General features: G+C 61.1%; 22 protein-coding genes. 21 read left to right on the top strand and 1 reads right to left on the bottom strand.

Annotated elements, in window-relative coordinates; all coding sequences use genetic code 11:
* Nucleotides 1-29 precede the first annotated feature (29 nt).
* From LPJGGPFB_RS23285 to LPJGGPFB_RS23245, 9 genes are all read left to right on the top strand, one after another.
* Nucleotides 30-1,052, top strand: a complete 1,023-nt coding sequence (locus LPJGGPFB_RS23285) for a sugar phosphate isomerase/epimerase family protein (RefSeq protein ID WP_173422884.1) — start codon at nt 30-32, stop codon at nt 1,050-1,052.
* Nucleotides 1,049-1,837, top strand: a complete 789-nt coding sequence (locus LPJGGPFB_RS23280; protein WP_173422355.1) for an inositol monophosphatase family protein — start codon at nt 1,049-1,051, stop codon at nt 1,835-1,837. Before LPJGGPFB_RS23285 ends, LPJGGPFB_RS23280 begins: the two co-directional genes overlap by 4 nt.
* 114 nt (nt 1,838-1,951) lie before the next feature.
* A complete protein-coding gene (locus tag LPJGGPFB_RS23275) occupies nt 1,952-2,647 on the top strand; it encodes a helix-turn-helix domain-containing protein (RefSeq protein WP_173422354.1) in 696 nt (231 codons plus the stop codon).
* Between the two features lie 186 nt (nt 2,648-2,833).
* Complete coding sequence (locus tag LPJGGPFB_RS23270; protein ID WP_173422353.1) at nt 2,834-3,172, top strand: antibiotic biosynthesis monooxygenase family protein; 339 nt, start codon at nt 2,834-2,836, stop codon at nt 3,170-3,172.
* Nucleotides 3,173-3,230: 58 nt separating this feature from the next.
* Complete coding sequence (locus LPJGGPFB_RS23265; protein ID WP_173422352.1) at nt 3,231-5,243, top strand: hydantoinase/oxoprolinase family protein; 2,013 nt, start codon at nt 3,231-3,233, stop codon at nt 5,241-5,243.
* Nucleotides 5,240-6,820, top strand: a complete 1,581-nt coding sequence (locus tag LPJGGPFB_RS23260; protein WP_173422351.1) for a hydantoinase B/oxoprolinase family protein — start codon at nt 5,240-5,242, stop codon at nt 6,818-6,820. Before LPJGGPFB_RS23265 ends, LPJGGPFB_RS23260 begins: the two co-directional genes overlap by 4 nt.
* Before the next feature lie 48 nt (nt 6,821-6,868).
* Complete coding sequence (locus LPJGGPFB_RS23255) at nt 6,869-8,338, top strand: APC family permease (protein ID WP_173422350.1); 1,470 nt, start codon at nt 6,869-6,871, stop codon at nt 8,336-8,338.
* 90 nt (nt 8,339-8,428) lie between these two features.
* A complete protein-coding gene (proC, locus tag LPJGGPFB_RS23250) occupies nt 8,429-9,256 on the top strand; it encodes a pyrroline-5-carboxylate reductase (protein ID WP_173422349.1) in 828 nt (275 codons plus the stop codon).
* Nucleotides 9,257-9,344: 88 nt separating this feature from the next.
* Nucleotides 9,345-9,539 carry a 2-hydroxymuconate tautomerase gene (locus tag LPJGGPFB_RS23245; RefSeq protein ID WP_173422348.1) on the top strand — a complete coding sequence of 65 codons (195 nt, stop codon included), beginning with the start codon at nt 9,345-9,347 and terminating at the stop codon, nt 9,537-9,539.
* A 148-nt stretch (nt 9,540-9,687) separates the two neighbouring features.
* On the opposite strand, the gene LPJGGPFB_RS23240 is transcribed toward LPJGGPFB_RS23245, so the two are convergent.
* Entirely contained in the window at nt 9,688-10,584 is an 897-nt protein-coding gene (locus tag LPJGGPFB_RS23240) for a LysR substrate-binding domain-containing protein (RefSeq protein WP_173422347.1), read from the bottom strand.
* 152 nt (nt 10,585-10,736) lie between these two features.
* Between LPJGGPFB_RS23240 and LPJGGPFB_RS23235 the strand changes: the two genes are divergently transcribed.
* From LPJGGPFB_RS23235 to LPJGGPFB_RS23180, 12 genes are all read left to right on the top strand, one after another.
* Nucleotides 10,737-11,750, top strand: a complete 1,014-nt coding sequence (locus LPJGGPFB_RS23235; RefSeq protein ID WP_345791061.1) for a dimethylarginine dimethylaminohydrolase family protein — start codon at nt 10,737-10,739, stop codon at nt 11,748-11,750.
* A gap of 12 nt (nt 11,751-11,762) precedes the next feature.
* Nucleotides 11,763-12,839 (top strand): ABC transporter ATP-binding protein, encoded by a 1,077-nt coding sequence (locus LPJGGPFB_RS23230; RefSeq protein WP_173422345.1) that lies wholly within the window; start codon nt 11,763-11,765, stop codon nt 12,837-12,839.
* A gap of 43 nt (nt 12,840-12,882) precedes the next feature.
* On the top strand, nt 12,883-13,506 hold the full coding sequence (locus tag LPJGGPFB_RS23225) for an extracellular solute-binding protein (RefSeq protein WP_173422344.1): 624 nt from the start codon (nt 12,883-12,885) through the stop codon (nt 13,504-13,506).
* Complete coding sequence (locus LPJGGPFB_RS23220) at nt 13,476-13,658, top strand: hypothetical protein (protein ID WP_173422343.1); 183 nt, start codon at nt 13,476-13,478, stop codon at nt 13,656-13,658. Before LPJGGPFB_RS23225 ends, LPJGGPFB_RS23220 begins: the two co-directional genes overlap by 31 nt.
* 3 nt (nt 13,659-13,661) lie before the next feature.
* Nucleotides 13,662-14,444, top strand: coding sequence for an ABC transporter permease (locus LPJGGPFB_RS23215; RefSeq protein ID WP_173422342.1), 783 nt, complete (start codon nt 13,662-13,664; stop codon nt 14,442-14,444).
* Nucleotides 14,445-14,628: 184 nt separating this feature from the next.
* Nucleotides 14,629-15,765 carry an ABC transporter ATP-binding protein gene (locus LPJGGPFB_RS23210; protein ID WP_173422341.1) on the top strand — a complete coding sequence of 379 codons (1,137 nt, stop codon included), beginning with the start codon at nt 14,629-14,631 and terminating at the stop codon, nt 15,763-15,765.
* A complete protein-coding gene (locus LPJGGPFB_RS23205) occupies nt 15,762-16,679 on the top strand; it encodes an ABC transporter permease (RefSeq protein WP_173422340.1) in 918 nt (305 codons plus the stop codon). Before LPJGGPFB_RS23210 ends, LPJGGPFB_RS23205 begins: the two co-directional genes overlap by 4 nt.
* A 12-nt stretch (nt 16,680-16,691) precedes the next feature.
* Nucleotides 16,692-17,528, top strand: a complete 837-nt coding sequence (locus tag LPJGGPFB_RS23200) for an ABC transporter permease (protein WP_234903011.1) — start codon at nt 16,692-16,694, stop codon at nt 17,526-17,528.
* A 38-nt stretch (nt 17,529-17,566) separates the two neighbouring features.
* Nucleotides 17,567-18,592, top strand: coding sequence for an extracellular solute-binding protein (locus tag LPJGGPFB_RS23195; RefSeq protein WP_173422339.1), 1,026 nt, complete (start codon nt 17,567-17,569; stop codon nt 18,590-18,592).
* Between the two features lie 59 nt (nt 18,593-18,651).
* On the top strand, nt 18,652-20,055 hold the full coding sequence (locus LPJGGPFB_RS23190; protein ID WP_173422338.1) for an aminotransferase: 1,404 nt from the start codon (nt 18,652-18,654) through the stop codon (nt 20,053-20,055).
* A 28-nt stretch (nt 20,056-20,083) separates the two neighbouring features.
* Nucleotides 20,084-20,962 (top strand): N-carbamoylputrescine amidase, encoded by an 879-nt coding sequence (gene aguB, locus LPJGGPFB_RS23185; RefSeq protein ID WP_173422337.1) that lies wholly within the window; start codon nt 20,084-20,086, stop codon nt 20,960-20,962.
* 80 nt (nt 20,963-21,042) lie between these two features.
* The gene (locus LPJGGPFB_RS23180) at nt 21,043-22,062 is read left to right on the top strand and encodes an agmatine deiminase family protein (RefSeq protein ID WP_210264585.1); all 1,020 of its coding nucleotides are present in this window, start codon (nt 21,043-21,045) and stop codon (nt 22,060-22,062) included.
* Nucleotides 22,063-22,096: the final 34 nt, after the last annotated feature.

Raw genomic sequence — 22,096 nt, 5'->3', positions numbered from 1 at the left:
CTCAAGGAGGAACCGGCATCGTGACGGAAATGCCATGGGTTCATGAACCGCAGTCCGATTGGCGCGCAAGGGCGGCCGCGCTGCCTTCGGTGAAGCGCATCCAGCTTGTCGCTCGTGCGCGCGCCGCGCCGCTCTTTGCCCATGCCTATGCCTTTCATCTCAACATGCGTTTCGGTGGCATGGCGCCGCGCGATCTTGTCGAATTTGCCGCCACGCAGCGTCTGGCCGGCCTCAAACTGCATGTCGACGATGGCGAACAGGCCAGCCTCAGTCGAATGGGTGACGATGCACTCACCGCTTTCGCCGGGCAGGTGGAGGCGCGACGGCTAGAACTTCATGTCGAGACCAGCACGACGGAGGCAGCCGGTCTTGCCGATGCGGTACGTGTTGCGCTTGCCACAGGGGCTACCTCCCTGCGCTGCTATCCGCGCTACGAGGGACGGGTATCGCAGATCATCGCCTGGACCATCGCCGATCTCAGGCGCCTGGCCGATTTCGATCCGCAAGGCCGGTTGCGTTACACGCTGGAACAGCATGAAGACCTCAAATCGGAGGAACTGGTCCGCATCATCGAAGCCGTCGACAATCCGCGCCTGAGCCTGCTGTTCGACTTCGGCAACATGATCAACGCCTACGAAATGCCAATGCCGGCCCTTGCGCTCCAGGCACCGCATATCACCGAGGTGCATATCAAGGATTGCCTCGTAAAACCGGATCGCGGCGGCTGGGCCCATCTCGCCTGCCTTTCCGACGAGGGGCATCTGCCGCTCAAGGCGATGCTCGTGGACCTGCTGCTGCTCGGCGACGACCGGCCGCAGGTTGTCTCCTTCGGGCTGGAGGAGGAGGAAGGCTATTTCGCGCCAGCCCTGCGTTTCCCGGGGGAGGAGGCCGATCCGTTCATTCCTTCCCGCTCTGCCAGTTTTACCGATTTGGGAGGCGGCGAGCTCGCGGCGCGCCTGCGGCAGGAAGCCACTGCCGCCCATCAACAAGTCGAAACCCTCAGGGCGATGCTCGAAGAGATCGCCTCCGAAGCCGAAAGGGCAGAAGGATGACCCAAGCAGATGCCTGCCCTCCGGCCTTTCTCGCCCTGGCCCATGCCATCGCTGATGCCGCCGCTGAAACGATCCGTCCCTGGTTCCGCAAGCGGATCGCCATCGACGCCAAGGCCGATGCCAGCCCGGTGACCATCGCCGACCGCGATGCCGAAACGGTCATGCGCGGGATGATCGAGGCTGCGTTTCCGCAACACGGTATCCGTGGCGAGGAATTCGGCGCCTGCCGGACCGATGCGGAGTGGGTCTGGGTGCTCGACCCTATCGATGGGACGAAGTCCTTCCTCTCCGGCTCGCTAGCCTTCGGCACGCAGATCGCGCTGCTTCATCGGGGCAAACCTGTTCTCGGCCTGATCAACCAGCCGATCACGGGCGAGCGCTGGCTCGGTACAGGCATCATCGCGACGCTCAACCAGGAGCCGATCCGCACCAGCGAGAACACCCGGCTCGATGAAGCCATCCTCTACACCTCTGCACTCGAACAGTTCGATCACGCGCGCCACAGCCGCTTCGCAGCACTCGCGGCAAAAGTCCGTTTCACCCGCTTCTCGCACGATTGCTACGCCGCTGGCCTCCTGGCCCTTGGTGGCATTGATCTCCTCGTCGAAAGCGACGTCTTCGACTACGACATCCTGCCGCAACTCCCCATCATCGAGGCAGCAGGTGGGATCGTGACCGACTGGGATGGGAAGCAGCTTGTCGACGCGTCTCGATATGCCGCCGTCCTTATGGCGGCGAATGAGGAGCTTCATCAAGCAGCGTTGGCGGTCCTGCGTCGAGATTGACCGCCCGGACAAGACAAGTTCGCGCAATCAATCCAAAGCTTACTTGGTATGCACGTTTAAAGCCCGCAGTTCGTATCCCTCCAAGGCGACAGATTACAGGCAAGGCCATCGTTCTTGGCACGCGATGACGTCGAAAATTGCAGTGTCATCACAATTTCTCTTGACCTCGGCCCCAAATTGCGTGAAATTGTAGTCACAGCACAATTCTGGGAGGGATTCATTGTGGACCAGACGATTGGCTCCGGCGCGACGCCGCTTACCGAGCGGTTGCGCCGCCGCCGCAAGGAGCTGAAGCTTACTTTGAAGGAGGTTGCCGAGAGGTCGGGACTTTCCTTCAGTTTCATTTCCCAGATAGAGCGCGGCATGACGATGCCGTCACTCACATCGCTGGTCGCGTTGTCGCGCGCACTCGATAGCCCCATCAATATGTTTCTGGAGCAGCCGACGGGGAACTCTGCCGAGACCCGCCACAACAGGCGGGTCCCCTATGCGATCGGTCCGAACTCGGCGACGTACGAGCGTCTCTCCACCAAGTTTCCCGGAAGTGTGTTGAGCAGTGCGCTTATTACCGAACCGCCAGGGCGCCGCACCGAGCCGATGTCCCACGAAGGTGAGGAGTTCATCTTCATGGTCGAGGGGGCGCTGACGGTCGAAGTGGAGGGAGCCGTGTATGTGTTGGAGCAGGGTGACTCCCTGCACTATGCGTCGACGCGAACGCACACGACCTGGAATCATACGGACCGCGTCGCGGTGATGCTCCATACTTGCACGATGGAGTATTTCGGAGACGGTGCGGAAGGCACCGACTGATCTCCGGCGGACACCTTTGCGCTCACTGAGTAAGCGCGCGCGAAATTAGACAATTCAGATCCAAAGTAGTCGCCCTATCCGCCGGTATCCACCGACGGAAGACGATCCCTCGTTGGCTCAAGAAGGCAGGCGAGTGGGTCCAACCGGTTTGCGCCAGCGCCAACCCAAACTGACAGTGAGAGGCTCATGATCAGAAGTGTGCTGAGTTTGAGGCCAAAGCCAGGCCATAGCCAAGACTTAGTCCAGTTTTTCGAGACTCGAAAAATTCCAGAGCGGGCCTTGGCGTCACCGGGCTGTCTCGGCGTCGAGGTTCAGAATCTTCTGCCTGGCGGCGAGGAGGTGCTCGTCACCGCTCTCTGGGCGTCTATCGAGAGCTACCAGATATGGCTCAGCTCTCCTGGACGCCACGAGGACGGCGTGCAGATGCAGCCCCTGCTCGCCGAACATGGCGAAGCGGTGGGACCGGCAAGACTCTACCTGGTCGCACGCTGCGCCAATCACCAGAACACATCCGTATCGCGCTAACCGGTGGTCGCCGCCAGTAAGCGCAGCGCTTTGAATATCTATAGAACTGGAGGAAGAAATGAGTTTGCCCCATCTGCGTGTCGGGGTCGATATCGGAGGAACGTTCACCGACATCGTCATCATGGATACCCACGCGAAAACGACCAGAACATATAAGGTGCTCAGCACCCCGCGTGAGCCCGCAAAGGGAATGCTGCGAGGACTCGATGAACTTGGTGTCGCGAGGGACATCGATTTTCTCGTCCACGGCACGACGGCAGGATTGAACGCCATCCTGTCCCGCACCGGCGAGCGTATCGCGCTGGTGACGACCGAAGGCTTCCACGATGTGTTGTCGCTCGGGCGGGCCGGAAACAAGGATATCTGGAGCCTCAAGCCCAAGAAACCGGACCCGTTGGTTCACCCGCAGGACATTCACACGGTTCGCGAACGTATCCGTCACGATGGCTCGGTTGAAACACGGCTTGATGAGGCGGACGTCGAAAAGATCGCCAGTTGGCTGAGCGCCGAAGGCGTGCGCAGCGTCGCCGTGTGTTTCCTGCACGCCCACAAGAACCCTGCACACGAACTCGAGTTCAAGGCGCTGCTTCAGAAGCGCTTCCCGCAGACCTCCGTGATGCTCTCGCATGTCATAGCGCCGGAACAGGGAGAATTCGAGCGGACATCGACGACGGTAGCAACGGGCTATGTCGCCCGCACGGTCGAAACCTATCTCGCTGCACTCGTGCGGGAGCTTGGTGCACGGGAATGCACTGCGCCCTTGCACGTGATGCGCTCAAGCGGCGGTATTTGCTCGGCCGAACTTGTTGCGCGCCAGCCCATTCAAACCATTCTGTCAGGCCCCGCGGGCGGTGTGGTCGCCGCCGAGACCATCTCAAGATCGTTGAACCGGCCGAATATCATCGCAATCGATATGGGCGGTACGTCCTCGGATGTGAGCCTGGTGATCGGCGGGCGAATGACCTTGTCCGCGGAAGGCGACATCGCCGACAACGTGATGAAGATGCCGGTGGTGGAATTGCACACGATCGGTGCGGGAGGTGGATCGATCGCCCGTGCGGAAGCTGGCGGATTGCGTGTCGGACCGTTGAGCGCCGGCGCCAATCCTGGTCCAGCCTGCTACGGGCTCGGCGGAACGCAACCGACCGTAACAGACGCGCAGCTTCTCTTGGGGCGGATCGATCCAGACTGGTTCCTTGGCGGCCGGATGAACCTCGATGTTGGCGCAGCCAAGGAGGCGATGGGGTCGCTTGCCCGTGAATTGAGTATCGACGTTGACGCCGCCGCCGCGGGCGTGCTCGCTGTGGCGAACGCGATGATGGCCAATGCCATCCGGACGCTGACCATGCGTCGCGGTATCGACCCTCGCGATTTTTCGCTGCTCGCCTTTGGCGGGGCAGGTCCGCTGCACGGCGCCGCTCTGGCTGAGGAACTCGGCATTTCGGAGGTCATTGTTCCCTTCGGCACCGGCGTGCTGTCGGCCTGGGGCATGCTGCATGCCGACATTCGGCATGACGTTTCTGCACCGCTGAGTGGTCTCGCCCACAACCCGGATGCCGGGTCACTCCTTGAGCAGACACATGCGCTGCTTCGTGAACAGGGCGCCAGGCTTCTAAAGGAGGAAGGTGTAGAGGAAACTGCATCCGGCTACTCCGCAACGGTGGAGATGCGCTACGCCGGCCAGGCCCATCCGGTTTCCGTGCAGATGGTTGATCCCGAAAGCCTGTTGCAGGCGTTTCACGATACCTACCGTCAGCGCTTTGGGCACTCGATGCCGGGCGCGCCGGTCGAGCTCGTCCAGATGCGGCTTGCAGCGACCGGAAAGATCGGCGCCGATTTTGTCGACCGGTACACGTCGGCTGAAGAACGAGCCGAGACGAAGCGGACCGTTACCATCGATGGCAAGCGCCACGAAGCACGCATTGTCCACCGCGAAAGCCTCGATCGCCAGGACGTCATCACCGGCCCAGCGATCATTCTGGAAGATGGTTCGACCACGCTGGTGCCGCCTGGATGGGCCGCGCGCCAACAACAGTTCGGAACTCTAATCCTCAGGAAGATCAACCCATGACCGTCGACGTCGTTACCACAGAGATCGTTCGAAACCTCTTTCTGTCCGCAGCTGACGACATGCTGGCGACCTTGGTGCGATCTGCCTTTCAGCCGTTGATCTATGAAAATGGCGACGCGGCCGTCGCGCTGCTCGACCGCAATGCGGACGTTCTTGGTCAGTCGAGCGGCCTGCCGCTCTTCCTCGGCAGCCTCGATCAGGCCGTAAAGGAAGCCGTGCGATTGCGCGGCGGGAAAGTTTGGCTGCAGGAGGGCGATATCGTCTTCTTCAACGACCCCTACATCCAGGGGACGCATCTCACTGACGTGACGATGTTTGCGCCGCTTTTTCTAGAAGGGGAGTTGGTTGGCTATGTTGCCGCGCGCGCCGACGTCACCGATGTCGGTGGGCGCGATCCTGGCGGCGGAACCGAGACCACCGAGGTCTATCAGGAAGGCATACGCTTCGGCCCGGTAAAGATCGGCAACAAGCATGGACCGGTCGAAGACATCATCGACATCATTCGCCGGAACAGCCGCAGCAAGGACCTGATCGTCGGCGACATCAACGCCATGATCGCCGCTTGCAGGACAGGTCAGCGGCGCATGCTGGAGATCGTCAACCGCTTCGGTCTCGCCACCATCGAGGCTTGCCGCGATGAAATCTTCCGGCAAAGCGAAATGGCAGATCGCCAATCGGTCGCGGCAATTCCTGACGGAACTTACGAAGGCAAAGGATATCTGGACAATGATGCCATCGCGCTCGGACAGCCGGTTCCGATCGCAATCAAGGTCCATGTGAAGGGTGAGCGGCTGGTTGTCGATCTAAGCGAAAGCCCCGATGCGACGAGAGGGCCAATCAACTGCGGTCGCGCCCAGACGGTCGCCGCACTGCGGGTAGCCTACAAGATGCTCTTGGCGCCCGAGCGTTCCTTTGATGGTGGATGTTTCCGCAACATCGAGATCATTACTCGGCCCGGTTCGCTGCATGACGCTCTCGAGCCGGCGGCTTGTGCCTGGTACTACTCGTCGTTCGGTCTTTTGATCGACCTCTTCATCAGCGCGTTTTCCTCCGTGCTGCCCGATCGCGTTACCGCTGCGCAGTTCGGGGACTCGATGATCACCTACTTCGCCGGTCAGGACCCGCACGATCCCAACCAATCCTACATGTGCGTGGAGGCTCATGCCGGTGGTTGGGGGGCGTCGGCCAACGCCGACGGCGCCGATGGCATCATCAACGTGCTCAACGGCAGCTTCCGCAACACGCCCGTCGAGGCGCTGGAAGCGCGCTATCCGGTGACCGTCACCGAATACGCCATTCGCGTGGGTTCAGGTGGGGCCGGCCAGAACCGCGGTGGCTGCGGTATCGTCCGGCGGTATCGTTTCGACGCGCCGACGCAGCTCTATCTTTGGCTGGACCGGTCGATAACGCCAGCCTGGGGATTGATGGGCGGCGAGCCCGGTCTTCCGCCGCGCGTCGAAATAGCCGGCAGCGTCAACAGGGACGATCTTCTCAAAGCCAATGGAATCCTGCTCGCGGCGGGTGATCGGCTGTCGATCATGACCGGCGGCGGTGGCGGCTTCGGCAAGGCGGCCTGACGAAGGCGCACAAGACCAGCTCCAAACAGCAACAAAAAGGGGAATGTGATGACCAACATGTACTCGTCGGATGAACCCGGCTCAGGTGCACAGAGTTTGACCGATGCGTCGGCGAGCACTGGGGGAGGGCGGCTCGGGGCCAAAGACGTGGTGTTCTTTGTCATTGCGGCTGCGGCACCTCTCGGCTTCGCCGTCGGTTCGACGCCGCTGGCAATCGGGCGGGGCGGTATCGGAACCGCCGGCATGTTTCTGGTGGTCGGGGCATTCCTCGCGATCTTCGCCGTCGGTTACACCGCGATGACACGCTTCGTGCCTAACGCAGGTGCACTTTTTTCCTACATTGCCGCTGGCCTCGGTCGTCCGCTCGGCCTCGGTACCGCCTTCGTGGCGGTGCTCGCCTACGCAATTGCCGCGACGGGAGCGATAGGCCCCTTCGCCGTGTTCGCAAGCCAGGCGATGGCCTCGATGACGGGCGTGCAAACCTCCTGGGAGCCATGGGCGTTCGGGGCACTGGCGGCGATGGGTATTCTCGGCGTCATGAATGTCGAGTTGAACATCCGTGTTCTCGGCGTCATCATGCTGGTAGAAGTCGGCGTCTTGCTTGTGCTTTCGGCCGGCATCGTCGTTGCGGGCGGTGCAGAGGGGCTATCGCTCCAACCTTTTCGGCCGGACATCGTAGCCGGCGGTGAAATCGGCGTTGTGCTGCTCGTCGTCTTTGCTGCCTTTGCCGGCTTCGAGGCCACGGCGCTATTTCGCGAAGACGTGCGCAATCCCGTTGCGACCGTGCGCAAGGCAACCTTCGCGTCGATTGGCCTGATCGCGGTGTTTCAGGCACTTGTCACCTGGGCCATTGTACAGGGTTTCGGCAGTTCGGCTGTTGCCGTTGCCAACGAGAAACCGACTGAAATGTTCACCATGGCCGCGAGCCAATATGTCGGGGCAGGCTTTGCCGAGATCATTACGCTGCTTGTCGTCGGCAGCTGGTTCGCGTCCATTCTCGCCTTTCACAATGCCACTGCCCGCTATCTCTACGCGCTGGGCCGTGACCGCGCCATCAATCCAGTTTTTTCAAAAAAGTCGAAGGAGAGCGGGTCGGCGTGGGTCGCAAGTCTTGCCCACACACTCTTCAGTGCCATCGTTCTGTTGTACTGCATGTGGCAGGGCCTCGATCCTTATCTCGATCTGTTTGTCGTTGGAAGCGTCCCGGTTGCGGTCAGTATTCCGGCAATGGAACTGCTAACCGCGTTATCCATCCTTGCGTTCTTCTGGCACGATCGCCGCGGCGTCTCGCTGTGGGAAGGCAAGATCGCTCCCGCCATTTCGGCGATCGCGCTCGCCGTAGTCGTCTACTATGTGCTCAGCAACATACCGATGTTCACCGGGCGGGAGGGGGCAATCAACTGGATCCTCCCAGCCATCAATCTCGTCGTCCTGGCGCTCGGCATTAGTCGTGCCCTCTGGATGCGCCGCAACCGTCCTGCCGAATATCACCTGATCGGCCATTGGGGCGAGAAGTAACATTCGCAGTAGCCGCTTTGCCATGCGTCGCGTCCGCAGATCACTTGCGGACGCGACGCAGAATTTCACAAACGCTGGAGCCGAAAGATCGTGTCGCTTTTCTCGAAAGGGTGTTCTGTCCTGCTGATCGGCTGCGGAAACATGGGATCCGCAATTGCACTTGCTCTCAATGGGGCAATGGCGAACCTCTCTCTGACCGTGATCGACGCGGACGAAGAGAAGGCCAGAAGGCTGTTGGGAGAGCAAATTGAAGCCAGGGTTGTGAGCGATAGTGCTGCCCTGGGTGCCGATCAGTTTGATGTCTGCGTTGTGGCGGTCAAGCCAGGTGACGCGGTTGAGGCACTGTTGAGCGCCAAGGAAAATCTGCAAGCGTCACTGATCATTTCGATCGCCGCGGGAGCCCCTATTGCTTCGCTGCAACGAGGCGCGGCCCACAATTCACGGCTGGTGCGGATTATGCCCAACCTTGCCGCGATTGTGCGGAAGGCGATGAGCGTTGGATATGCCGACAGCGCGATATCGTCCGAGGATCGGACGTTTGTCGAGCTCGTTTTCGGGGCTATGGGGCGTTTCCATTGGCTGAAATCGGAAAATGAGATCGACCTTGCCACAGCGATCACCGGCAGTGGGCCAGGATACGTCTTCTCTTTCACGCAACATCTGCAGCAGGCGGCCGAACTGATCGGGTTTTCGAAAGAAACGGCCGATTTGTTCGCGCGCCAGATCATTGTTGGCGCGGCCGGGCTCATCGACGAGGATCCGCGCTCACCGCTTGAACTCAAGCATGCGGTCACAAGCCCTGGCGGCACGACGGCAGCGGGGCTGGCCGTCTTCGAGCAAGCGGAGGCCATGCCGCAAATCCTATGCAAAACCGTCGCCGCTGCCGCAGTGCGCGCGAAAGAATTGGCAACGGAATAAAGTTAGCGACGTCGGCCTGCTTGACGCTGCTCCCGTCTACCCCGAAAGCGTCCTTTATCACTGAACCGTTTCCGGAAAGGAACCCGTCATGCCCTGGATAAGAATTGACCTGTCTGAAGGTCGTACCGTCGAGCAAAAGCAGAAAACGGCCGAGGCCGTGACACAGGCACTGGTCGAACACTGTGGGTGTACGCGCGAAGCGGTCAGCATCGTCTTCAATGACGTCAGCGACGACAATTGGGCCTTCGCCGGCAAGCTTCTGTCGCAACGCGTCAAGCCATAGAACGTCAATGATCTCTTATCCGGCAAGCTCTCGCCTGCCGGACAAGACGCAAGTCGTTCCATCACACGATCCCGGTTCGACGGTTCTGTTCCAGCTGACGCAGAACCTCTGTCGCGGCCGGAGCGCAAGATGGAAAGAGCCAATGCAGTCAGTCAGTCACGCTCTTGGCTTCATTGAAGATCCATTCAATGAATACTTTTGACAGCGGGGAGTTCTCGCGGCCCTTCTGGGTCAGGACATAGTAGCCCTTCGGCGACGCATTGAGGGAACCCTTCAGTGGGCGCACCAGTGCACCTTGCGCCAGCTCCTCCGCGGCCGTGATGTTGTCGCCCATCGCAACGCCCAGGCCGCTGCGTGCTGCGGCTAGGTTCTGGTTGAAGTCTTCGAAATACAGCCGCCGGATGTCGGCGGGAACTGACTGGCCCTGCGCCTTGAACCAGTCGTTCCAATGGGTGCCGCCGACCCCATCGAGAAGCACGTACCGGAAGAGATCGCGATTTCGCTTGATACCGCCGTCCTGGTTCAGCAGGACCGGACTGCACACGGGAAAGAACTCCATCTGTTTCAGCAACCGGGCCTCCAGCTTGCTTGAGCGCGGGTCACCGAACGTGATCGCGAGGTCCGCGATCCCGTCCTGAAAGGGATCGCTCAGTTCGGCAAGCGACATCAGTTGCAATTCCACCCGCTCGAAACGCGCGTAGAACTTTCCGAGGCGGGGGATGAGCCAGCGCGTCGCAAATCCCGGCATGCAGCGCAGAACCAGCCGGCCTGCGATCGGGTCGCGCTGCAAGCCGTGAACAGCCTCATGGAGCAGACTGAAAGACTGACTGATCTTGCTGTGCAGCTCCTGCCCCTCGGGCGTGAGGGTGAAGTTATCGCGTGACTTGTTGGCAAGCGGAAAGCCGAAATGCTCTTCCAGTTGTCGAAACTGTTTGCTGATCGCGCCGGGCGTGACGTGAAGCTCATTGGCCGCCTTGGTCAGGCTTCTGTTTCTCGCACTCGCTTCGAAAGCGCGCAAGGCATTCAACGGCGGCAATCTGTTCAACGTTCCATCCAACAAACAGTTTGAGAAAAACTCAAGTTGAGAAGGAAATGTATTCGTTATGGATGAGAAAAGCTATCCAATATGATCCGCTGATATACAAGGCCCGGCCACCCGCAAGGAGGCTCGGACGCAGGCAGCAAAGGGGAATGAATGTGAGTGCGATCCCACCGAAAAAGCGAGATCTCTATTCGGCAACCATCAAGTATTTCGGTTCCGAGCCGGAACCGGCCTTCGAGGCGCCGCAGCGCTTGAGCGCCCTTTGGGGCCGGAACTGGGGATGCGACAACGATGTGGGCGCCCTGCGGTCGGTGCTGATGCATCGTCCTGGCGACGAATTCTCGATTATCGATCGCACCAAGACGATTGCCGAGACGGGTACGTACGGCGATCTCGAAGCCGGATGGTACTGGCAGAGCGACGTCATTCCGCAACTTGCCGAGCTCCAGGCACAGCACGACGCGCTTACCGACCTCCTGCGCCGGGAAGGCGTGGAGGTGGTGATGGTCGAGGGGGTCGACGGTTCGCGCTTCAAGTCCGTCTACACGCGCGATTCCTGCATTGCGATCAAGGGCGGCGCGATCGTGCCGCGGCTGGCGCCGCGCATGCGCCATGGCGAAGAACTGCCCGTGACCCGCACGCTTGCGAAACTCGGTATGCCGGTGCTGCGCACTCTGCACGGAAAGGCCATGGCCGAAGGCGGAAGTTTTGCCTGGCTCAACAGCAAGACCGCCGTCATCGGCCGTGGCATTCGCATCAATGACGACGGCATCGCGCAGATCGCCGAGGTTCTGCGTTATCAAGGCGTCGAGCTCATCGTCGTCGATCTCTGCGGCTATGATATTCATATCGACGGCCACTTTCTGATGATTGACGTCGATCTTGCTCTGGTGTGGGCGCGGGGGCTGCCGTTCAGCTTCCTTGAAAGGCTGAAGACGCTCGGAATCCGCACCATCGAGATGAACGAGGACGACAATCCGTGGATCGTCAATGGATTGGCGATTGCGCCAGGTCGCGTGATCATGCCACGGGGCCTTTCGGACCGCACCCGAGAGGCGCTCGGCCGAAATCATGTCGCCGTTCTCGAGATCGACTATGACAAAGTCCAGTTGAACGGCGGCGGTATTCATTGCTCGACGAGCCCGCTTATTCGCGATCGCGTCGATTGAGGTTGGTCATACATGGTCGTCCATCTTGCCATCATGAACGCACGCAAGTGCTTCGGAGCGTTCGAGGCGCTGAGGCGTGTCTCGCTCGACATCGAGAAGGGTGAGTTTCTCACCTTTCTCGGGCCGTCCGGCTCGGGGAAATCCACTTTGCTGAATGCAATTGCCGGTTTCGAGCCGCTGACAGGGGGGCGCATCCTCAAGGACGGTGACGATATCGGTCCATTGCCGCCGGACAAGCGAAATTTTGGCATGGTCTTTCAAGGCTATGCGCTGTTTCCGCATCTGAGCGTGGCCGACAACATCGCCTTCTCCCTGAAGGTGCGCGGCTTTTCGCGCGACGAGCGGGAACGACGCGTCAACAGGATGATCGATCTCGTCGGGCTCAACGGCCATGGGCACAAACGGCCGTCGGCTCTTTCTGGCGGGCAGCAACAGCGTTGCGCGCTTGCCCGGGCGCTGGTGTTCGAACCGGAACTGCTGTTGCTCGACGAGCCGCTGTCGGCGCTGGACAAGAACCTGCGCGAGCAGTTGCAGGACGAACTGGTCTCCATTCATCGCAGGACCGGGACAACCTTTCTGTTCGTGACCCATGACCAAAGCGAGGCGATGGCGATGTCCGACCGGATCGCCATCTTCAACAGAGGCGCGATCGAGCAGATCGGTCGACCGGACGAGCTTTACGATCGGCCGAATTCGAGATTTGTGGCGGAATTTCTCGGCACGATGAACGTCATTCCGCTGGGCGATCAGCCGGCCGCGGCCGGAAAGGTGTGCCACGCCGGGTTTGGTCTGGATGCGGATCACGAGACTATCTCTCGATCTGCCGCAAACGGGAGTGCCGTGCTGGCGATCCGGCCGGAACGATTGACGCTGCATCGCGATCGACCGGCAGCCGACAGCAACGTCTTGCCGTTCCGGGTCGATGCCCTGGTCTTTCAGGGATCCTGTGTCGTCGTGAAGGGGAGCGCGCCCAAACAATTGGCGCTCACCTTGACCGTCCCGCGCGGCGGTTTCAACGAGGACCTCGCCGTCGGGCAGGACCGTTGGGTGTCCTGGAACAGGAGCGACGCCAGACTTCTGCACGATTGACGAGAGCCGAAAATCAAAAACCTAAAAACAAAGGGGAATAGCCATGAACAGCAACCTGACGAACGAATGCCTCGATCTCCTGCACACGCAACACGCGACAGGCAGGATCGACCGCCGCACCTTTCTTGCCGGGCTCGTCTTTCTCGGCGCCGCCTCAACGATCGGCGGCAAGTTCGCCCGGGCGGCCGAGAAGCAACTGGTCGTGACGAACTGGGGCGGCGACGCGGTCGACGCATTCGAAAAGGCGCTGACGAGCAGCTATGCAAGCGAGCACGCCGTGGAGGTCAAGATCAACGGCTCCGGCCCGACGAAGGGTGCAATGAAGGCGCAGTTCGAGAGCGGCGCCGTCAGCTGGGACGTGTGCGACGCCGACCCCGGCGCCACCAAGTCGCTCGGCGAACTCGGCATGGTCGAGCCGATCGACTACACCGTCGTCGAGCGCGATGCGGTCCAGCCGGGGTTCGCCTATGAATTCAGCGTGGCGAACTATTTCCTGAGCTATGTGATTGCCTACGACGCCAAGAAATTTGGCGACAATCCGCCCAAGTCCTGGGCCGACTTCTGGGACGTGGAAAAGTTTCCGGGCAAGCGCTCGCTCTACAAATGGATGTCGGGGTGCATGGAGGCAGCACGCCGATGGTTCTGGGCGGCGGCCGGGTCACGATGATCGCGGAAGCGGTTTTCGTGCAGATGTTCCAGACGGCCAACTGGGGGCTTGGTTCCGCACTCGGTATCATCCTGCTCCTCTTCGTCGTTGCGGTGCTGTGGCTGGTCCAGCGTGTCGTCAAACTCGATCCATCCGTCACGCGGCAGGAGTGAACAATGCTTGGAAGATCACGTATGGGTGTCCTTCTGGCGGGAGCGATCGGGCTTTTCCTCCTCCTCCCGCTGGTAGCGGTGGTGCCGTTCTCCTTCACTGCGAAACGGTTTCTTTCGCTGCCGGATGGAGACTATTCGCTGCGCCACTACCGCGCGCTCCTGGACGCCGACACCTGGCTTGCCAGCATCGGCACCAGCGCGCTGATTGCGATCCTGTCGAGCATCGTCGCGACGCTGCTTGCCACCGCTTTCGCGCTTGGCGTCTGGCTGCTGCGGCCAAGACTTGCAAAGGTCCTGACCGGGCTGGTGCTGCTGCCAATCATCGTGCCGCCGGTCACATCGGCCGTCTCGATCTACTTCCTTCTGGCCCAGATCGGCTTGCTGGATACGATTGCGGGCGTGATCATAGGCCATGTCGTGGTGACGGTGCCTTTTGCGGTCGTCGCCATCATGACCGCGCTGAACAGAATGGACCGAACGCTGGATCAGGCGGCACGCATTCTGGGCGCCGATCCCTTTCAGTCGATTTTTCTGGTTATCCTGCCCAACATACGCTTCGGCCTCTTCACCGCCTGGTTCATCAGCCTCGTGATGTCCTGGGAGGAGAGTTCCGTCACCCTCTTCATCAGCGGCGTCAACGTCACGACATTGCCGAAGAGGATGTGGGACAATCTCCGCCTCGACCTCGATCCGGCGATCGCGGCGATTTCCGTGCTGATGACCGTGATGACGGCCCTGGTGATCATCCTGCGCGGCAGGCGGCAGCAAAGCGAAGCGCAGGCATAGACGCTTCGTTTCGACGCTGCCCGCGGGTCGAAGGATCCGCGGGCCGATACCCCCTAAGGGTGACTTAACGCACCTCGGCCATGTCCTCATACTCCTTGAAAAGACGGGAAGTTTCAGTCCCGAACAAGGGGAACATCAGATGCGGACAAGTGCCAGCCTATCGATTTCGCGCTCAAGCGAACGCATGCAAGGTTCAACGGAAAAGTCCAGGTTTCGCGACGCGCGACAGGACACGATCGCCGCGGAAGTGAAGGGGCTCTCGAAAGTCTACAACGCCGGCAGCGCACGGCCCTACGAAGCGCTCAAGAATTTCCATCTGTCGATCCACGCCAACGAGTTCTTCACCCTGCTTGGCCCCTCCGGCTGCGGCAAGACAACGCTACTGCGCATCCTCGGCGGCTTCGAAACCTTGAGCGCGGGGACCTGCACGATCTTCGGCCAGGATGTCAGCCGGCTGCCGCCGGAAGCCCGACCGGTCAACACAGTGTTTCAGCAATATGCGCTTTTCCCGCATATGACCGTTCGGCGCAACATTGCCTTCGGGCTGGAAATGCTCGGCATTGCGCGGGCCGAAACCGAACGCACGGTCGAGCGCATGCTCGAGCTTGTGCACATGACCGAATATGCCGATCGCAAACCCGAGACCATGTCCGGCGGCCAGCGGCAGCGCGTTGCTCTTGCCCGGGCGCTCGCGCCTCGGCCGAAGCTGCTTTTGCTCGACGAGCCGCTATCGGCGTTGGATCTGAAGCTCCGACAGAAGATGCGACTCGAGCTGAAGGCGCTGCAACGGGAAACCGGCATCACCTTCATCTTCGTGACCCACGACCAGGAAGAAGCGCTGGCAATGAGCGACAGGATAGCCGTCATCGACCAGGGACGATTGCAGCAAGTCGGCACGCCCGAGGAGATCTACGAACATCCCGAAAGCCGTTTCGTCGCGGACTTCATCGGCGAAAGCAACCTTCTCGATGCACGCGTTTCGGGGCTCATTGGCGGCGAGGCAACCTTGACCGTCGAGGGCTTCGCCGACATCCGCACGTCGATCGAGTGGCCGCTTGTGGTCGGCCAGATCGTATCCCTGTCCATTCGTCCTGAACGTTTGGTCATGCGCGAGGCCGGCAAGGAAGCGTGCAGCGGCACGGCGCGGGTCGTTGCCCGGACCTATCTCGGCAACGCGGTCGAGTATCACCTCATGGCCGGGAGCCAGACACTGACCGCAAGAGCACCGCGCGGTGGATTGCGCGGCCTGCTGGATTTCGCGCCCGGCGATGAAGTCGGGGTGGGTTTCGAACCGGGCTCGATCAAGGTGCTTTTGTCATGAGCGCCCGGCAACTTTCCCTTTCCTCGCGCGTCTCGCCGCGCCTTGCCGATCTCGGCCTGCTCGGTCCGGCCATCGCGGTCATATTGCTCTTTATGGTCGCGCCAATGGCGATCATGTTCGTCTACTCGTTCCTGCAGGCGGCTCCCTATGGTGGCGTCGAATGGACGTTCACCACCGAGGCTTACAGCTCGATCCTGTTCGAACGGGATTTTCTCGACGACAGTCTGACCTTCACGCCCGACTACCTCATCATCGTTGCGCGCTCGGTCTGTCAGGCCGGCCTTGCAACGCTGCTCTGCCTCGTCATCAGCGTTCCGACCGCCTACTACATCGCCACCCGGCCTGAGCGGCAGAAGAACATCTGGCTGGTGCTGATCACCATTCCCTATTGGGTCAACCTGCTGATCCGCACCATCGCACTCCTATTTGTCCTGCGAGGAGATGGTCCGATAAACGCCGTCCTGATGCAATTCGGGATCATCAGCGAACCGCTGCCCTTGAGCTACAACGGTTTTGCGGTCTGCCTCGGGCTCATCTATTCCTTCCTGCCCTTCATGGTGTTGCCGCTCTACTCGGCCTTCGAGCGTTTCGATTTCCGGCTGCTGGAAGCGGCCTACGACCTCTATGCCAGTCGCCGCATCGCCTTCTTCCGCATCGTGCTGCCGGTCATGCGGCCTGGGCTCATCGCCGGTAGCCTCCTCGTCTTCATTCCCTCGATCGGCTCCTACCTGGCGCCCGACATTCTCGGCGGCGGCAAGACCCTGATGATCGGCAACCTGATCGGCACCCAGTTCCAGAGCGCGCGCAACTGGCCGTTCGGCGCGGCGCTGTCGATGATCCTGCTGACGCTCACGCTCCTTGTGCTCCTGTGGCTTGCCCGTCGGGCCGGGCAGCAGAAGTCCGATTGCCGCTAGGGAGACCAACAGATGTCCAACGCACCTTCGTCAGCCATGAAAACCATCAAAGCCACAGCGCGCATCGGCGACATCCGCGCCTTCGCCGGGTTCGGCGCCGTCTCGGTCGGCTGCCTGATTTTCCTCTATGCGCCGATCGTCTTTCTGGCGGCCTATTCCTTCAACGACGGCCGCTCGGTCAGCCGGTGGAGCGGTTTCTCCTTCCGCTGGTATGCGACCGTATTCGGCAACGAGAACATCCAGACCGCGGCGCTGAATTCCGTGATCATCGCGATCATCGCGGCGACGGTGTCAACGCTGTTGGCACTTGGCGCCGCCGTGGCCACCGTCAATCGCCGTGCGTCCGGTGGAGAGGCAGCCTATTTGGTGTTGACCTTCCCGCTGATGGTGCCGGAAATCGTCACTGCCGTCGCGTCGCTGGTCTTCTTCGTGGCCATCGGCATCAGCCTCGGCTTCGTCACCATTCTGATGGCGCACATCGTCTTCTGTATCCCCTTCGCCTATCTGCCGATCAAGGCGCGGCTGGAGGGGCTGGATGCGAGCTTGCCGGCGGCGGCGGCAGATCTTTATGCCTCGCCGGCGCGCGCTTTCGCCCGCATCACCCTGCCGCTGCTGGTGCCGGGACTGCTTTCGGGATGGCTGCTCGCCTTCATCATCTCGCTCGACGATTTCATCATCACCGCGCTGGTAGCCGGACCGGGCGCGACCACCTTGCCGCTCCACATCTACGGGATGCTGCGGCTCGGCATGACGCCGGAAGTCAACGCCATCTCGACGCTGATGCTGGGGGCCTCCACCGTTCTCGTCCTCGTCTCCGCCCTTATCGGCAAGATCGGCCACAAGCACTGACCACCGCCTGACAACAAACAACAAAGGGGAACGTTCACATGAAGAAGATCATTCTGTCCGCTGCATTGCTTGCCGGCGCGGCCACCCAACCGGCTTTCGCCGCCGGCGACCTCTTCATCTACACCTGGGGCGAATACACGCCACCGGAAATGGTCGCCAAATTCGAGAAGACCTACGACGTCAAGGTTCACATCGACACCTATGATTCGATGGAGACCATGCTGGCGAAGCTGAAATCGGGCGCCGGCGGCTATGACGTCATCGTGCCCGGGCACGACACGATGACGATCCTGGTGCGCGAGGGGCTGCTGGAGCCGATCAATGTTTCGCAGATGGAGAACTACAACCATGTCGACGAGACATGGCGGGACGTGTTCTGGGATCCGGGCCGCGTCTATTCCGCGCCCTGGGCCTGGGGCTCCACCGGCTTCGTCATCGACAGCGCCGTTGTCGACGGCGCCGATCATTCGCTGAAGACGCTGTTCGAGCCCGCCGACGCGGTCAAGGGCAAGATCAACATGCTGCGCGACGTCAACGACGTGATCAACATGGCCTTGCGCTATCTCGGCAAGCCGCGCTGCAACGAAAACCCCGAGGACCTGAAGGCGGTGCTCGACCTTTTGACCACGCAGAAGGCGTTCGTGAAGAGCTACAATTCCGAAACCAAGGAACTGCTTGCCTCGGGCGAGGCCATCGTCTCGATGAGCTGGAACGGCTATGCGATGCGGGCTCGCGACGAGAAGCCGACGCTGGAATACATCTATCCGAAGGAAGGTTATACCGGCTGGATGGACAATGTCGCCGTGCCGAAGGGCGCGAAGAACCTCGAAAATGCCAAGCTTTGGGTCAACTTCATCATGGCGCCGGAAAATGCCGCGATGATCACCAACTACGCCCGCTATTCGAACGGCATCAAGGGGTCCGAGGCCTTCGTCGACAAGGCGCTGGCGGGTGCGCCCGAACTCAATCCACCTGCCGACGCACCGACGCCGGAATTTCTGACCGCCTGCTCGCCCGCGGTGACCAAGCTCTACGACCGCGTCTGGACCAAGCTCTTGCGCTGAGCCCATCGCGACAAAACCCTGACGCGGCTCGGCCGTGTCAAACCTCCCGGAGAAAGAAGATGACGATCCAGCACAACCTTGGTGCCAGCGAAAGCGCGCGCCTCAACAGTCGTTCCGCGTGGGAAATGGACCGCGACCATGTCCTTCATCCCTATACCGATTTCACGACCTTTGCCGCGACCGGCAGCCAGGTGATCGAAAAAGCAGAAGGCGTGTTCGTCACCGACAGCACCGGGCAACGCTTCCTCGACGGCATCGCCGGCTTGTGGTGCGTCAACATTGGCCATGGCCGGCGGGAGATGGCCGATGCCATCGCCCGTCAGGTGCTGGACATGGAATATTACAACCCCTTCGGCGCCTCGACGAATGTTCCGGCAGCCGAGCTGGCTGCCCGGCTGGCCGACCTTTCGCCAGGCAGCCTCAACCATGTCTATTACACCTGCGGCGGCTCGACGGCCAACGATGCGGCCATTCGCATCGTTCACTACTACTTCGCCATGCGAGGGCAACCGGGCAAGCGCAAGATCATATCGCGAAACAACGCCTACCACGGTGCAACCTATGTGGCGGCCGGTCTCACCGGCATCCACGGCACCAAATACGGCTTCTCCCAGGTGGGCGAGGATTTCATCCACCATATCTCTGCCGCGGACTGCTACGCCAAACCCACCGATATGACCGAGGAAGCCTATTGCGATTTTCTGGTGAAGGAGTTCGAGACCAGGATCGAACAGCTCGGCCCGCAGAATGTCGCCGCCTTCATTGCCGAGCCGATCATGGGAGCGGGCGGCGTTCTGGTGGCACCGAAGGGATACCACCGCGCGATGCAGGCGGTCTGCCGACGCCACGATATCCTCTACATCGCCGACGAGGTGGTGACCGCCTTCGGTCGCCTGGGCGAATGGTTCGCCTCCGACGCGATCTACGAGACCCAGCCGGACATCCTCGTTTCCGCCAAGGGCATCACATCGGGCTACATCCCGCTCGGCGCGACGCTGATTTCCGACGAGATCCATGCGGTTATCAGCCGTCCGCAATGCGAGGGCGGCGTGTTTTCGATGGGGCTGACCTATTCCGGCCACCCGGTTGCCTGCGCGGCGGCGCTCACCAACATCGCGATCATGGAGCGCGAGCAGTTGCTGCCTCATGCGGCGCGGGTCGGCGCCCACCTGCAGCAGAAGGCGCGCCTTCTCTTGAAGCACGACATCGTCGGTGACGTGCGCGGCCGCGGCCTCATGCTCGGTATCGATTTCGTCGCCGACAAGGCAACGCGCCAGCCGCTGCCAGCCCATGAAAGGGTTACGGAAAAGGTCTTCAAGGGCTGCGTCGAACGCGGCGTTATCGTTAGGCCGGTCGGCAATCGCATCATCCTGTCGCCGCCCCTGATCATCACGGAAAACCAGTGCGATGAGATCGTTGAAGCCATCTCCGCTTCCGTGGCGGACTTCATGGCTGCGCGTTGAAACGGCGCAAACGGCGAAGGACAATCGAATGAGCAAAGTCACTGTCGCGGCGACCCAGATGGCCTGCAGCTGGGATGTCGATGAAAACATTCAAAAGGCAGAGGAGCTGATCCGGCTCGCGCACGAGGATGGTGCGCGCATCATCCTGCTGCAGGAGCTTTTCCAGACGCCCTACTTCTGCCTTGAGCAGAACCTCGCGCATCTGGAGCTATCCGCATCACTCGGCGAGGATCGGGCGATCAGGCATTTCCGTGCCGTGGCAAGAGAACTGGAGGTCGTGCTGCCGATCTCCTATTACGAGAAGGCCGGCCCGGTTCAGTACAATTCGCTCGCCGTCATCGATGCCGACGGCGAGGTCCTCTGGAACTACCGCAAGTCCCACATTCCTCAAGCGCCGGGTTACGAGGAGAAATTCTACTTCAGCCCGGGAGATACCGGCCTGCGGGCGATCGATACGCGCTATGCCCGCATCGGCTGCGGCATCTGCTGGGATCAATGGTTTCCTGAAACGGCCCGTCTGCTCGCGCTCGACGGAGCCGAACTGATGTTCTTTCCGACTGCGATCGGCAGCGAGCCAAACAGCCTCGACCTCGACAGCTCGGGCCATTGGCAGCGCACGATGCAGGGGCATGCGGCGGCCAACATGGTGCCGCTCATCGCGTCGAACCGGGTGGGCACGGAAACGGATGGCCAGACCACCAGCACGTTTTATGGCAGCTCCTTCATCGCAGACCACACCGGCCTGATCGTCGCGGAAGCCAATCGCGTCGACGAAACCTTCCTGCTTGCGACGTTCGATCTCGACGATGTCAGGCGCTACCGCCGCTCCTGGGGCGTGTTTCGCGATCGCCGCCCGGATCTCTACGGGTCGATCCTGACACTGGACGGGAAGACGCCCCGCGGCTGAGTGAAGCCGCAAACCGTATTCGACAGCACCAACGGCCCGACGCCGTTTGCAATAGCCAAGAAGTGCCTTAGGCAGAAAGAATGAACATGCCCAATCAGACACCGAAACAAGCCGGCTTCAGCATGCCGGCGGAATGGGAACCGCACAAGCGGACCTGGATGATGTGGCCAGGTCGCCGCGGCGTCTGGGACGATATCGAGGCGACGCGGCGCGACTATGCCGCCGTCGCTCACGCCATCCGTGAGTTTGAACCTGTTACCATGGCCGTGCGGCCAGCAGATGTCGCCGGTGCAAGAGCGCTGCTCGATCCGTCGATCGACATCGTCGAAACAGAGATCGATGACAGCTGGGCTCGCGACGCCGGCCCGTGCTTCCTGACCTCGGCCGATGGCCGCAAGGCTGCAACGCGGTTCCGCTTCAACGCCTGGGGCGGCAAGTATCACCCGTATGATGCGGATGCCCGCTTCTCCGAAACCGTCGTCGATCAGGCGGGCGTGACCGGCTTCGTCTCCAATCTGGTTGCCGAAGGCGGTGGCGTCAGCGTTGACGGGCAGGGCACCATCATCACCACGGAGACCTGCTTTCCCAATCGCAACCGCAATCCGGATTGGACCCGCGACGAGATCGAGCGCGAGCTTTTGGAGATGCTCGGAGGCGAGAAGGTCATCTGGCTCCCGGGCAACCCGCTCGAAGACGAGACCGACGGCCATACGGACGGCATTGCCGTCTTTGTCGCGCCGGGCGTCGTGCTGATGGAAAGCCCTGGCGAAGAGGAGTCGCCCTGGAACGACTATATCCGCCTGAATTATGAGGCGATGCAGGGGCAGACCGACGCCAAGGGCCGGCCGATCAGGATCGTTACCGTGCCCGAGGCCGTGGATGCACCCTCGACCCATCCGAAGTTTTGCCGCTCCTACGTCAATTCCTACATCGTCAACGGCGGCGTGATCATGCCGGCCTACGGCGTTGCGTCGGACACGACCGTCCGGCGGATGCTGCAGTCGCGGTTCCCCGACCGGCGGATCCGCGAAGTGCGGATCGATTCGATTGCGATCGGCGGCGGTGGCATTCACTGCATCACCCAGCAGGAGCCGCTTTGACAAAACGGATGTGGTCGGCAAGGTAGCTTTGCGA

Source organism: Ensifer adhaerens, from assembly GCF_013283195.1.
Lineage (GTDB): Bacteria > Pseudomonadota > Alphaproteobacteria > Rhizobiales > Rhizobiaceae > Ensifer > Ensifer adhaerens_G.
Note: the sequence above shows the minus strand (reverse complement) of the source record. Positions and strands in the feature narration are given on the sequence as shown.

Coding starts and splice junctions, on each gene's coding strand:
- LPJGGPFB_RS23255 (WP_173422350.1), top strand. CDS start 6,869: ATGACCAACATGTACTCGTCGGATGAACCCGGCTCAGGTGCACAGAGT.
- LPJGGPFB_RS23270 (WP_173422353.1), top strand. CDS start 2,834: ATGATCAGAAGTGTGCTGAGTTTGAGGCCAAAGCCAGGCCATAGCCAA.
- LPJGGPFB_RS23180 (WP_210264585.1), top strand. CDS start 21,043: ATGAACATGCCCAATCAGACACCGAAACAAGCCGGCTTCAGCATGCCG.
- LPJGGPFB_RS23215 (WP_173422342.1), top strand. CDS start 13,662: ATGCTTGGAAGATCACGTATGGGTGTCCTTCTGGCGGGAGCGATCGGG.
- LPJGGPFB_RS23225 (WP_173422344.1), top strand. CDS start 12,883: ATGAACAGCAACCTGACGAACGAATGCCTCGATCTCCTGCACACGCAA.
- LPJGGPFB_RS23195 (WP_173422339.1), top strand. CDS start 17,567: ATGAAGAAGATCATTCTGTCCGCTGCATTGCTTGCCGGCGCGGCCACC.
- aguB (WP_173422337.1), top strand. CDS start 20,084: ATGAGCAAAGTCACTGTCGCGGCGACCCAGATGGCCTGCAGCTGGGAT.
- LPJGGPFB_RS23210 (WP_173422341.1), top strand. CDS start 14,629: ATGCAAGGTTCAACGGAAAAGTCCAGGTTTCGCGACGCGCGACAGGAC.
- LPJGGPFB_RS23285 (WP_173422884.1), top strand. CDS start 30: ATGCCATGGGTTCATGAACCGCAGTCCGATTGGCGCGCAAGGGCGGCC.
- LPJGGPFB_RS23230 (WP_173422345.1), top strand. CDS start 11,763: ATGGTCGTCCATCTTGCCATCATGAACGCACGCAAGTGCTTCGGAGCG.
- LPJGGPFB_RS23200 (WP_234903011.1), top strand. CDS start 16,692: ATGTCCAACGCACCTTCGTCAGCCATGAAAACCATCAAAGCCACAGCG.
- LPJGGPFB_RS23245 (WP_173422348.1), top strand. CDS start 9,345: ATGCCCTGGATAAGAATTGACCTGTCTGAAGGTCGTACCGTCGAGCAA.
- LPJGGPFB_RS23280 (WP_173422355.1), top strand. CDS start 1,049: ATGACCCAAGCAGATGCCTGCCCTCCGGCCTTTCTCGCCCTGGCCCAT.
- LPJGGPFB_RS23190 (WP_173422338.1), top strand. CDS start 18,652: ATGACGATCCAGCACAACCTTGGTGCCAGCGAAAGCGCGCGCCTCAAC.
- LPJGGPFB_RS23260 (WP_173422351.1), top strand. CDS start 5,240: ATGACCGTCGACGTCGTTACCACAGAGATCGTTCGAAACCTCTTTCTG.
- LPJGGPFB_RS23220 (WP_173422343.1), top strand. CDS start 13,476: ATGGTTCTGGGCGGCGGCCGGGTCACGATGATCGCGGAAGCGGTTTTC.
- LPJGGPFB_RS23265 (WP_173422352.1), top strand. CDS start 3,231: ATGAGTTTGCCCCATCTGCGTGTCGGGGTCGATATCGGAGGAACGTTC.
- LPJGGPFB_RS23205 (WP_173422340.1), top strand. CDS start 15,762: ATGAGCGCCCGGCAACTTTCCCTTTCCTCGCGCGTCTCGCCGCGCCTT.